Origin of the sequence: Pseudomonas sp. PS01301 (genome assembly GCF_029960215.1) — a bacterium.
Classification (GTDB): domain Bacteria; phylum Pseudomonadota; class Gammaproteobacteria; order Pseudomonadales; family Pseudomonadaceae; genus Aquipseudomonas; species Aquipseudomonas coleopterorum.
In genome coordinates this window covers 34,650-46,876 of record NZ_JASCPM010000001.1, presented here as the reverse complement: position 1 = coordinate 46,876, position 12,227 = coordinate 34,650, and the positions used below count along the sequence as shown (strand labels likewise).

Annotated in this window: 10 protein-coding genes; 3 read left to right on the top strand and 7 right to left on the bottom strand. The window is 65.5% G+C overall.

Annotated elements, in window-relative coordinates; translation table 11 throughout:
* The first annotated feature begins 95 nt into the window (after nucleotides 1-95).
* On the top strand, nucleotides 96-1,190 hold the full coding sequence (gene apbC, locus QMX89_RS00195) for an iron-sulfur cluster carrier protein ApbC (protein ID WP_056843801.1): 1,095 nt from the start codon (nucleotides 96-98) through the stop codon (nucleotides 1,188-1,190).
* A gap of 126 nt (nucleotides 1,191-1,316) precedes the next feature.
* Here the strand turns inward: apbC and QMX89_RS00190 are convergent, their stop codons facing one another.
* Nucleotides 1,317-1,526: a cold-shock protein gene (locus QMX89_RS00190; protein ID WP_049862192.1), complete on the bottom strand. Its 210-nt coding sequence runs from the start codon at nucleotides 1,524-1,526 to the stop codon at nucleotides 1,317-1,319.
* Nucleotides 1,527-1,850: 324 nt separating this feature from the next.
* Between QMX89_RS00190 and dcd the strand changes: the two genes are divergently transcribed.
* Complete coding sequence (gene dcd, locus QMX89_RS00185; RefSeq protein ID WP_043185284.1) at nucleotides 1,851-2,417, top strand: dCTP deaminase; 567 nt, start codon at nucleotides 1,851-1,853, stop codon at nucleotides 2,415-2,417.
* 97 nt (nucleotides 2,418-2,514) lie between these two features.
* Nucleotides 2,515-2,718: a hypothetical protein gene (locus tag QMX89_RS00180; protein WP_122743695.1), complete on the top strand. Its 204-nt coding sequence runs from the start codon at nucleotides 2,515-2,517 to the stop codon at nucleotides 2,716-2,718.
* Between the two features lie 4 nt (nucleotides 2,719-2,722).
* On the opposite strand, the gene pdeM is transcribed toward QMX89_RS00180, so the two are convergent.
* The 6 genes from pdeM to mnmC form a co-directional block, all read right to left on the bottom strand.
* Nucleotides 2,723-3,379: a ligase-associated DNA damage response endonuclease PdeM gene (pdeM, locus tag QMX89_RS00175; RefSeq protein WP_282345669.1), complete on the bottom strand. Its 657-nt coding sequence runs from the start codon at nucleotides 3,377-3,379 to the stop codon at nucleotides 2,723-2,725.
* Nucleotides 3,376-5,847, bottom strand: coding sequence for a ligase-associated DNA damage response DEXH box helicase (locus QMX89_RS00170; protein ID WP_282345667.1), 2,472 nt, complete (start codon nucleotides 5,845-5,847; stop codon nucleotides 3,376-3,378). The genes pdeM and QMX89_RS00170 overlap by 4 nt, the downstream gene beginning before the upstream one ends.
* 86 nt (nucleotides 5,848-5,933) lie before the next feature.
* Entirely contained in the window at nucleotides 5,934-7,013 is a 1,080-nt protein-coding gene (locus tag QMX89_RS00165) for a lipocalin-like domain-containing protein (RefSeq protein ID WP_282345665.1), read from the bottom strand.
* A complete protein-coding gene (locus tag QMX89_RS00160) occupies nucleotides 7,003-9,474 on the bottom strand; it encodes an FtsX-like permease family protein (RefSeq protein ID WP_282345663.1) in 2,472 nt (823 codons plus the stop codon). Before QMX89_RS00160 ends, QMX89_RS00165 begins: the two co-directional genes overlap by 11 nt.
* A gap of 1 nt (nucleotide 9,475) precedes the next feature.
* Entirely contained in the window at nucleotides 9,476-10,144 is a 669-nt protein-coding gene (locus QMX89_RS00155; RefSeq protein ID WP_282345661.1) for an ABC transporter ATP-binding protein, read from the bottom strand.
* A gap of 90 nt (nucleotides 10,145-10,234) precedes the next feature.
* Entirely contained in the window at nucleotides 10,235-12,208 is a 1,974-nt protein-coding gene (gene mnmC / locus QMX89_RS00150) for a bifunctional tRNA (5-methylaminomethyl-2-thiouridine)(34)-methyltransferase MnmD/FAD-dependent 5-carboxymethylaminomethyl-2-thiouridine(34) oxidoreductase MnmC (protein WP_282345659.1), read from the bottom strand.
* Between the last annotated feature and the right edge of the window lie 19 nt (nucleotides 12,209-12,227).

Genomic DNA, 12,227 nt, shown 5'->3' with positions numbered 1-12,227 from the left:
GCCTGCCGGCGCGCGCGCAAATCCAATCTGCCGGTGCCCGGGCAGACGCGTTAGGATAGCCGCCTGTTTTGCTCAGTCTTTGATCGGGAGTAGCCATGAGCACCGTGAATCGCGCAGCGGTGGAAGCCGTCCTTCGCCAGTACACCGACCCTTACCTGAACCAGGATCCGGTCAGCGCCGGCTGTGTGCAGGCCATCGATATCGACGGCGGGCAGGTGCAGGTGCGCCTGCAACTGGGGTACGCCGCCGGCCTGTTCAAGAACGGCTGGGCCCAGGTGTTGCAGACCGCCGTCGAAAACATCGCCGGCGTCGACCGTGCCCGCGTGCAGATCGATTGCGTGGTCCAGGCGCACAAGGCGCAGGCGCAGATTCCCGGCCTGGCCAACGTCAAGAACGTGGTGGCCGTGGCCTCGGGCAAGGGCGGGGTCGGCAAGTCGACGACCGCGGCCAACCTGGCCCTGGCCCTGGCCCGCGAAGGCGCCCGCGTGGGGATTCTCGACGCCGACATCTATGGCCCCAGCCAGGGCGTGATGTTCGGCATCGCCGAGGGCACCCGGCCCAAGGTCAAGGATCAGAAATGGTTCGTGCCCATCCAGGCCCATGGCGTGGAAGTGATGTCGATGGCCTTCCTCACCGATGACAACACGCCCATGGTCTGGCGTGGTCCGATGGTGTCCGGGGCGCTGTTGCAGCTGGTCACCCAGACCGCCTGGGACGACCTCGATTACCTGGTCATCGACATGCCGCCTGGCACCGGCGACATCCAGCTGACCCTGGCGCAGAAGGTGCCGGTGGCGGGTGCGGTGATCGTCACCACGCCCCAGGACCTGGCCTTGCTGGATGCTCGCAAAGGGGTTGAGATGTTCCGCAAGGTGCACATCCCGGTGCTCGGCGTGGTCGAGAACATGGCCGTTCACATCTGCTCCAACTGCGGCCATGCCGAGCACCTGTTCGGCGAAGGCGGGGGCGAGAAGCTGGCGTCGCAATACGGGGTCGAGCTGCTGGCGTCGTTGCCGCTGTCGATGCTGATTCGCGAGCAGGCCGACGGCGGCAAACCGACCGCAGCGGCCGAGCCGGAAAGCCAGATTGCCATGGTCTATCAGGAACTGGCCCGGCACGTCGGCGCGCGGATCGTCCTACAGGAAGCCGATGCACCGGCGATGCCCAGCATTACCATGACTGACGACTGATTGCCGTCGAATGGGCGGCGGGTGCACTGGGGTGCGCTCGCCGCTTTTGCGGAAAGTCGACGAATCGCGGGCATAAAAAAACCCCGCCGGTGAGGGCGGGGTCTTTTAGAAGCTGTTCAGCTCAAGTTAGACAACTTGAACTTCTTCAGCTTGCATGCCTTTCTGACCGCGGGTAGCGATGAAAGAGACCTGCTGGCCTTCTTTCAGGCTTTTGAAGCCGTCAGCCTGGATGGCTTTGAAGTGTACGAACAGGTCGTCACCGGATTGTGGAGTGATGAAGCCGAAGCCTTTTTCATCGTTGAACCACTTGACGGTACCGGTTTGGCGATTGGACATGGTGTATCTCCTTGGACAAAGTTAACTGCGGTTCGGGAAGAGCCCTGGCCGAGACTGAGTGCAAAGAGCAGGAAAATTCATGAAGATGTTGGACATCGGGTAGAGATTCTCAGTGACACAAGCAACACAGTGACGCCACCTTAACCCTTTTTCGGGAACGTGCCAATGGTCTTTTGAGGGTTTCTTGCAAATGTTGATCGGCGGCCTCGCGTCGGCCTGTGGCAGGTTGGTCGGGCATTGGACGAGGCAGTCTTTGAACCCTGGCGCGAGGCCCGGTAAGATGCCGCTCGGATTCTATTCACCTCGCTATTCAGGACACCCGCCATGAGCATCAAATCGGACAAGTGGATTCGCCGCATGGCGCAAGAACACGGCATGATCGAACCCTACGTCGAACGCCAGGTGCGCGGCGAGGGCGCCGATCGCGTGATTTCCTTCGGGGTGTCCAGCTACGGCTACGACGTGCGCTGCGCCGACGAATTCAAGGTGTTCACCAACATCAATTCGGCCACCGTCGACCCCAAGAATTTCGACGAGAAGAGCTTCGTCGACATCAAGAGCGACGTCTGCATCATTCCGCCGAACTCCTTCGCCCTGGCGCGCACCGTCGAGTACTTCCGCATCCCGCGCAACGTGCTGACCATCTGCCTGGGCAAGAGCACCTACGCGCGTTGCGGCATCATCGTCAACGTCACGCCGCTGGAGCCGGAATGGGAAGGGCACGTGACCCTGGAGTTCTCCAACACCACGACGTTGCCGGCCAAGATCTATGCGAATGAAGGGGTGGCGCAGATGCTGTTCCTGGAGTCCGACGAGGAGTGCGAAGTCTCCTACAAGGACCGCGGTGGCAAATATCAAGGTCAGCGCGGCGTCACCCTGCCGCGTACCTGAAACCAGCGATGGGCGAACTAGTTGCCCATTTCCCACTCCATATGAGTGAACTCCCCGGCTTGCTTACCGTAGGCCGGGCCAACGCTCAGGAGTGTCTATGAAAATCGACCCGACTATCAGTGCTCAACTGGCTCAGCTGCAACCCAACCAGATTGGCATACTTGCCTGGTCGCTTCTGGCCGACTCTTACGGCCACATGGCCGGTGGAGTACCCGGCCAACCCGATCCTGATACCCCGCAGCCGACCGAACCCGGCAGCCCGACCGTCCCCGACGAGCCACCGCCCGCGCCCGTGGCCTGATCGCTCAGGCGACCTGCCAGACGCCACCGTCGCCGACCACGTACACACGCTGGTTGGCGTCGTTGTTCATGTTGAATCCGCCGGTGAACGCGCCGAACGCCGGTAGCAGGCTGACCTTGCCGCCCAGCAGGTAGCACGGCAGCCGCAAGCTCTGTCGCCCCCGCCCATGCAGCCGGTACACAGGGTGTATGTGTCCGGCCAGCACGTGCAGGGTCGGATGCACGTCCGGTTCGTGTTGCAGTGCGAACGGGCCCATTTCCAATGGCTCCGTCACCACGTCGAAACGCAGCTCGGACGGTGGGTCGCCTGCGCGCTTGTCGTGGTTGCCTCGAATCAATGTGATGCGCAGATCTGCGACTTCCGCACGCCAGGCGGCCAGCGCGCCCAGCGTTCCTGCCGAGTGCGACCCCGGTGCGTGAAGAAAATCGCCCAGGAAGACCAGGTGCCGGGTCGGGTATCTGCCCATGATCCGATCGATCACCTGCAGATTGCTGGCGGTGGTGCCATGGGGCACGGGTTGCCCCAACTTGCGGTAGGCGGCCGCCTTGCCAAAGTGCGCGTCGGCGATCAGCAGGACTTCACGTTCAGGCCAGTAGATGGCCTTTTCGGCCAGCAACCAGAGTTCGGCACCCGCCAGTTGTACGCTGCAATACTCACTCATCCTGCGGCTTTCTCCAGGTCGCCGACCATGCGGCGGATACGATCGGCCAGCTTCTCCGAGCTCAGGCTTTCGCGGAAGCGTTCCACCAGCAGCGGAAAGCCCAGCGGTGTGGGGCGCTTGACGGCGTGCAGATCCAGTCGACGGCTGGCGATCTGTTCCAGCACGTGCTCCAGTCGCTCGACTTCGAGCTCCTGTTTCAGGACCTCTTCCTGGGCCTGGGTCAGCAGCAGGTTGCCGGCATCGTATTGCTTGAATACCTGGAAGAACAGACCGCTGGAGGCCTGCACCTGTCGGGTACTTTTTTGCGATCCGGGATAGCCGCCGAAGACCAGCCCGGAGATCCGCGCAATCTCGCGAAAGCGTCGCAGGGCCAACTCGCCGGCGTTGAGGCTGGCCAGCACGTCGTTCAATAGACCCTGGGCGCTGAGCAGCGCCGGGTCGAGTTGGGTGGCCCAGTCCACTTCGGTGGCGCTTAGCAGCTCCAGGCCGTAGTCGTTCACGGCAATGGAGAAGGTCAGGGGTTGGCGTTGGGCCAGGCGCCAGGCGAGCAGACTGCCTAGTCCCAGGTGCACCTGACGACCGCCGAAGGGGTAGAGGAACAGATGCCAGCCCTCGCGCGACTTGAGGGTTTCCGCCAGCAGCGTGATTTCGCTGGGCAGCGCTGACCATTGCTGCTGTACGTCGAGCAGCGGGCGCACGGCGCGCATCTCGGGACTGTCGTACTCGCCGCGGGCGGCGGCGCCCAGTTTCGCCACCAGCGCGTCGGCCAATTCGCCGGACAGCGGCATGCGGCCGCCATTCCAGCGCGGCACGGCAGCTTTCTTGGCGGTGCTGCGCTTGACGTAGGCAGTCATGTCCTCGACCCGCACCAGTTCCAGTTGGCGACCAGCGAAGAGGAAACCATCGCCCGGCTTGAGGCGGGCGATGAAACCTTCCTCGACACTGCCCAGGGAGCGTCCGCCGCCGCCCTTGCTCCAGTATTTGAGCTGCAGGCTGGCATCGCTGACGATGGTACCGATGCCCATGCGGTGACGGCGGGCCAGGCGCGCGTCGGGCACGCGCCACAGGCCGTGCTCGTCCGGCTCGACTCGGCGGTAGTCCGGATAGGCCGTCAACGAGTGGCCGCCGTAGCGAACGAACGCCAGGGCCCATTGCCATTCGTCATCGCTGAGGTTGCGGTAGGCCCAGGTCGTGCGCACCTCGGCCAGCAGTCGTTCGGGCAGGAAGCCGCCGCCCAGGGCCATGCTGACCAGATGCTGAACCAGCACATCCAGCGGTTTTTCCGGTGATTCGCGCGGCTCGATGCGCCGCTGTGCGACCGCATCATGGGCCGCCGCCGCTTCCACCAGTTCCATGCTGTGGGTCGGTACCAGGGTGACCCGCGAAGCCCGGCCCGGGGCATGCCCGGAGCGGCCGGCTCGTTGCATCAAGCGCGCAATGCCCTTGGCCGATCCGATTTGCAGCACCCGTTCCACCGGCAGGAAGTCGACCCCCAGGTCCAGGCTCGAAGTGCACACCACCGCCTTGAGCTGGCCATCCTTGAGGGCGCGTTCGACCCACTCGCGCACCTCACGCGACAACGAGCTGTGGTGCAGGGCGATGATGCCCGCCCAATCCGGACGGGCGTCGAGGATCGCCTGGAACCAGATTTCGGACTGCGCGCGGGTGTTGGTGAACACCAGGCAGCTGCTGCTGCGATCGATTTCGGCCACCACCTGATCGAGCATGCGCAGGCCCATGTGACCGCCCCAGGGAAACCGTTCGATGGCTGCGGGCAACAGGGTGTCGACCTCGATGGTCTTGGCCTGGGCTCCCTGTACGCTGACGCTCGGTTGGCCGGGTAGCAGAACTTCCTGCGCATGAGCCTGGTTGCCCAAGGTGGCAGAAATACCCCAGACGATGAGTTGCGGATTCCACTGCCGCAGCCGCGCCAGGGCCAGTTGCAACTGCACCCCGCGCTTGTTGCCGATCAGTTCATGCCATTCATCGACGACAACCATGGCGACGCTGCTCAACTCTTCGCAGGCCTTGTCGCGGGCCAGCAGCAGCGTCAGGCTTTCCGGTGTGGTCACCAGCGCCGACGGCAGCCGGCGGGTTTGCTTGGCACGGTCGCTGCTGCTGGTGTCGCCGGTGCGCAGGCCCAGGCTCCAGCCGATCTGCAATTCGTCGACCGGTACCTGCAGGGCGCGCAGGGTGTCGGCGGCCAGGGCGCGCATGGGGGTGATCCACAACACCGTCAACGGTGCCATGACGGGCTTGCGTTTGCCCTTGGGTATGACGGGACCGGCCTTGGCGAAACGTTGCAGGGCGGCGAACCAGACCGCGTAGGTCTTGCCGGCACCGGTGCTGGCGTGAAGCATGCCTGACTCGCCGCGTTTGACGGCGGCCCAGACGTCCTTCTGGAAAGGAAACGGCTTCCATTGGCGGCTGGCGAACCAGTGTTTGGCAAAAGCGCTGGGGGTCGGCATGCCTTGACGGAGCGTCCTGAGGTATTTGTACAAGGACCGCTGCGACGCCGGTTGGTTTGATATTTGTACAAAAAGCCGTGCGTGTATCAGTATCCGGTCATTTCCAGATAGCCTTCGCCGCCGTGGCTCCCGGTCAGGGTCACCGGGCCTTCCCAGTAGGGCGTGCCTACCGCCATCCAGGCCTTGGGGTTCAATGCCGTGGTTTCCACATGCAAGGCATGGCTGGGGATGTCGATGGCCCAGCGCGTGGGCACCTGCCTGCCGGCCACAAGAGTGTCCTGCAGTGGGCGCAGGCTGATGCTGCCCGGTGCCAACGGCGTGCTATGGCCCTGCGCGTCTATCCAGTTGCCGCTGAGAAAATGTTGTTCGCCGGCGCCACGCAGACGAAACACCATCAACTGCTGACCGTCGTCCAGGTGCAGGGAAAACCAGTCCCAGCCGGACTGATCGGCGGCCAACGGTTGGCTGCTCCATTCCCGGTCGAGCCAGGCACGGCCCTTGACCTGATAGCGCTTGCCTTCGATCTGCACCTGCCCGGCTGCGCTGAAAAACGGCTGGCTGTAGTAATACGAAGCCTGTCCGGCATCGGACTTGCGGCTGTAGCCCTGCTCGCCCTGAAGCACCAGCGCACGCTCGCTGGTCAGTGCCAATTGGTAGGCGAAGCCCTGGCCTTTGGCCTGCACGTCCATGGCCGCGAGGCTGTCCGCAGCGCCCGGCTGGCTACGCAGGTGCCAATCGTCGATCCAGGCGTTGAACGGTTTGACCTCTACACCCGCCTGGCCGATACCGCCTCGGGCCAAGGTCTGCGCGCTGTAGTGGTCAGTCGCCGAAGTAAGTCCGGCATGACCGATCCACAGATTGCGGTTGTTCCAGCCGGACGCCGTGCTGCCCGGCGCCAGGGCGCTGCGGAACAGTGTCCACTGCACACCGAAGCGCTGGCCCTGGTCGTCTTCGAGGTTGGCGGTCAGGTACCACCATTCGATGCGGAAGTCCGGGTGGGCGCCATGATCGGCCGGAAAGCTGAAGACCTTGCCCGGTTTGACCTGGGCGAAGTCGCCAGCCTGTCCGCCCAGACCGGCGAAACCGGCCGGCGGCGGCGTCGGGTCGCACCCGCTCACTGCGAGCAATACAGTCAGCAACAGGGTTTGGATCAGCTTAACGTTCACTGGCCATCACTCGCAGCAGGTCGGTGGGTTGGCTGCGTTGCAGACGCCGCATGGGCCAGGCCGAAGCCAGCATCGCGGCGATCAGTGCCAAGCCGCACAGTTGCAGAATCTGCAGGGGAAACACTTGCAACGGCAGGCGCCAGCCGAAGGCCTGCACGTTGATCACCGCGACCAGGCACCAGGCGAGCAGAATGCCCAGCGGCACGGCGAGCAGCAAGGTCAGCAGGGCCAGGATCAAGGTCTGCGCCACACTCAACAGGATCAGCTGGCGACGGCCGACACCCATCGCCCACAGCGGCGCAAGCTGGCCCAGGCGACTCTGGCTCTGGGTCAGCAAGCCAATGAACAGGGCGACCCCGGCCACACCCAGGGTCAGCGCATTCAGCGCGGCGGTGGCGCTGAAGGTGCGTTCGAAAACCTGCGAGGCCCAGCGCTTGAGCTGTTGTTGCTCCACCACATGGCTGTCGTCTAGGCCGAACGCTTGCTGCACCCTGTTTTTCAGGGAGGCGGTATCGGCCTCGGCCATGCGCAGCGCGAAGCGCGCGGGCGGGGTACCGGGCCAGTGACGCTGGAACTGCTCGGCACTGACCAGGATATGCCCCTTGGGGTTGCCGTAGTCGGCGTAGATACCTACCACCGTCGGGTTCCATTGCCCCTGGGCGGCGGGCAGTGTGAGCCGCGCGCCGATGCCCACATTCAGGCGGCGGGCCAGTTGCTCGCTGAGCATCAGGTTGTCGCCGGAAAACAATTGATCCCACGGGTTGCCGGCGGCCTGTTCGAGCAGCGGCCAGTGCTGGCGATAGAGAGGGGCATCGATCACCGCCGCCAATTCGGTTGGCCAGCCTTGCTGACGGATCTGCATTTCCCAGCCGGGCAGGACCTGTTGCACTTCATTCTGTTGCTGCAACCATTGCTGCAACGCCTGAGCCTGCTCGGGGTGTAGCGGGCGCAGGTATAACTCCGCGCTCAGGCGCTGTTCCAGCCAGCCGCTGAAAGTCTGGCGGAAACCCTCGGTCATGCTCGCGGCGCCGATGTTGGCGGCCAAGGCCAACAGCAATGCCATGAGCGCCAGGCTCAGGCCAGGCAACTGCTGGCGACAGTCGGCGAGAAACCATTGTCCCAGTACGTCCCAACGACGCCGGGCAAGCAGGGCGAGGACAGTGCTGAGCAGGACCGGCAGGGCCAGTGCCGCCGCCAGCAAGAGGCTGCCCATCAGCACGAAGCCACTGGCCAGACCGTTGCCGAACACGGCACACGCCAGCGCCAATACGGCTGCCGCCGCAGCCACCACGGCCTGACGCCGCAGCCATTGGCGATGGGCCTGATGCCAGGCTTCGCCGCCCGACAGAGACAGCAGCGGCAGGCGTGCGGCGCGCCACAGGCTGTCGGCACCGGCCAGCAGTACGCCGCCCAGGCTCAGCGCCAGGCCTGCCAGCCACCACGACGGACTCAGGTTCAATTGCCCGGCGACTTCCGCACCATACAGACCGCGCAGGCTGGCGGCGACGTCCGGTAGCAGTAGGCTGGCCAGTCCGTAGCCACTGGCAATGCCGGCCAGGCCACCGAGCAGCGCCAGCAGGCCCAGCTCCAGCACCAGGGCCAGCACCAGCAAGGCGGCGCTGACGCCACAGGCGCGCAGGGTGCGCAGCAGGGCGCGGCGTTGCTCCAGCGCCAGGCCGATGGCGGCGTGGACGATGAACAGACCGACCACGAAGGCCAGCAGGCCCAGGGCGGTCAGGTTCAGGTGGAAACTGTCGGTCAGGCGGGCAAGGTCGCCATCGGCGTCGCTGCGGTTGATCTGCAGGCGCTCGGTGTAAGCCTCGGGAAGAGCGTGCTGGAACGTCCTGGGCAGCAGCAGTCGGCTCAACTGGTCGGGCATCTGCAGGACCGTCTGCGCCGCACCGATGTCCATCAGCAACACCCCGGGTGCCGCCTGGGCGCGTGTCTGCAAGGGAGGCAGCATGCTGCCGTTGCTGGTCTGCAGGCGTGCGCCTTCCTCTGCGCCCAGTTCGCGCAGGGTCTGTGGTGCCACCCAGGTTCGGCCGGGTGCGCCGATGAAGGCGCTCAGCTCATCCACACTGGGCACCGCGCCCGCCACGGGACTGCCCACCGGCAACGTCAAGGGTTCGATCCCCACCACCTGTAGGCGCAGTTGCGGGTGGGAGGGCAGGGTGATTCGACCTTCGAGCACCGGCGAGACCGGCCAACCCTGCAGGCGCAGGTCAACGAAGGTCGATTGCGCCAGCTCTGCGCCGTCGCGTGCCACGATGTTCGCCTGGGCCTGCCCGCCGATCATCTGGCTGGCCAGTGCATAGCTCTGCCGCGCCTGGCTGTTCAGCGCGAGCACGCCGGTAAACAACGCAGTGGCCAGCCACAGGCCGGTGATCAGTGCCACGCCCTGGACCGGATGCCGGCGCCAATGGCTGAGCAGGCTGCGCAGGGTCCAGTACAGCACCGCCACGTTAGCGATCCGCCCCGGCGACGATGCGGCCGGCCTTGAGTACCACGCGATGTTCAAGGCGCGCGGCCACCAGCGGGCTGTGAGTCACCATCAAAAGCGTGCTGCCCGTGGCTTGCAGCAGCTCCAGCATCAGCTCCAGCGCCTGTTCGCTGGTGGCCTCATCGAGGTTGCCGGTGGGCTCGTCGGCCAGCAACAGCGGCGGGCGCGAGGCCAGGGCGCGGCCCAAGGCCACGCGCTGCTGCTGCCCGCCGGACAGTTGCTCGGGGTAGCGCTGCAACAGGGCCGACAGGCCCAGCCGTTCGGCCAGCTCGCGCTGCCAGGCGGGGTCCAGGCGTCCGGCCAGACGGGCCTGGAAGGCCAGGTTATCGGCCACGCTGAGGCTGCCGATCAGGTTGAACTGCTGGAAGATCAGGCCGATGTCGCAGCGCCGCCAGCGCGCCAGTTCCCGTTCGCTCATCTGGGTAAGCACCTGCCCGGCGGCTTCGATTCGTCCGCTGTCGGCGACATCCAGACCGGCCACCAGATGCAGCAGGGTACTTTTGCCGCTGCCCGATTCACCCATCAGGGCCAGGCTGGCGCCACGCTCCAGGTGCAGGTCGATGCCTTGCAGCACGGGCAGCGGGCCTTGCGGTGTGGAGTAGGTCTTGTGCAAACCCTGGATACGCAACATGGGCTGGTTTCTTCATGACGGTGAAGCCGCGACGCTCACGCCTCGGCAGCGGAAGGGGCTGTGACTGTGAGTACCGGCCCCCAAGCAGGTTCAAGCTTTGTTGCGTATCAGGCGCCGCAGCGCGAAGCGATTCGGATGACACGCCCAGGCCACCTCGCGTGGCAGAGGCAAAGGCTCGTCGTCCAGCCAGGCAGCGATCAGTTCACCCGACAGCGGGGCAGTGATCAGCCCCCGCGAGCCATGCCCGCTGTTCACGTACAGCCCCGGCAGCCACGGGCAAGGCTGCTCGGGCACCTGACGGGCGTCCTTGGCCAGGATCGCAAAGCGCTCGGCGAAGGCCTGAGCGTCGGCCACCGGCCCGATGATCGGCAGGTAGTCAGGGCTGGTGCAGCGAAATCCGGCCCGGCCTTGCAGTTGCTCGATAGGTATCGAGGCGCTGTCGATGCGACTTGCCAGATCCGGGGAAATGGCCTCGAGCAGTGCGAGGTTGTCGAGGTTGTCGGCCTGGGTCGGTGTCAGGTCGTCGCTGTGGAAATCGAAGCTGGCGCCCAGCGTGTGTTCGCCCGAACGGGCAGGGGCGACGTAGCCTTCGGCGCAGATCACCGTCGACAGCGCAGCGCTGCGCGCCGTTTCGGGCAGGCGGGTGATCTGTCCGCGAATGCGCTTGAGCGGCAGCGCGGCGGTCTGGGCAAAGGCACTGACTTGGGCGGCGCACGTCAGCACGGCCACTGGCGCACTGGCCAGGTGGTGGTCACCGTCGAAGGCCTGCCATTGACCGTCGAGGTAGCGCAGTTCGGCCACGTGATGATGGCGCAGCAAGGTGATGCGCGGATGGCGGGCCAGATGCTCGCACAGCGCCGGCGGGTGGACCCAGCCACCTTCAGGGTAGAACAGACCGCCGCTGGGCAGTTCGACACCTGCCTGCGCTTGGGCTTCGAGACGATCCAGTCGGTGCAGCAGTTCCGGCTGGAATGCATCGGCCAGTTGCTGCTGGCGCTGCGCTTCCTTGTCGTCGAAGGCCAGTTGCAGCACGCCGCAGGCGTCCCAGTCGTGCCCGCGTTGCAGTTGTTCGAGGAGGCGACGGGTATGACCGAAACCGGCCAGGATCAACTGCGAAAGCGCCGTGCCGTGGGCCGAGAGTTTCAGATACAGCACGCCCTGGGGATTGCCCGACGCTTCCTGGGCGACCTCGGCATGCCGTTCGAGCAACGACACGCGCCAGCCGCGCGCCGCCAGGCTGGCTGCGGTGGCGCACCCTGCCAGGCCGGCACCGATGACCAGCGCGTGGCGCTCCCCCGTGACCGGCTCGGGGCGGGCGAACCAGGGCTTGGCCGCAGGCGCAGGCGCGCCGCTATCGCCCAGGAACATGCCTCGGGACACATGCCATTTGTTGCCGATGCCCGGCACCCGTTTCATCTTGAAGCCGACCGCCGCCAGACCGCGGCGCACCCAGCCGGTACTGGTGAACGTTGCCAGCGTCGCCCCGGGCGCCGCCAGCCTCGCCAGCTCGGCGAACAGCTCGGGGGTCCACATGTCGGGGTTGCACGCCGGGGCGAAACCATCCAGAAACCAGGCGTCGACCTGGCCCTCGAGGCATGGCAGCTGCTCCAGCGCATCGCCGATCAGCAGCGTCAGGGTGACCCGGCCGCCGTCGAAGATCAGCCGCTGGAAGCCTTCATGCACGGCCACATACTGCCTCAGCAATGCGTCGCTGTAGGCCGACAGCTCCGGCCACAGGGCCAGGGCACGGGTCAGGTCTGCGGCGCTCAGGGGGTATTTTTCCACGCTGATGAAATGCAGACGGGCGCCCGGTGCGGCCGAGGCGGCGAAACATTGCCAGGCGCAGAGAAAACTCAGCCCGGTGCCGAAGCCGGTCTCCCCGATCACCAGACGACCGTCGTCCGGAAGGGCGGCGAAGCGTGCGGCCAACTGATTCTGCTCGATGAACACATGGCGGGTTTCGGCCAGGCCGTCGGCGGCGAAATACACGTCGCCAAAGGCGCGCGATCGAGGGTGACCGGTGTCGGTCCAGTCCAGCTGGGCGAGAAGGCTCGGGGTTTTCATGACGGCTTCGGCAATGGGC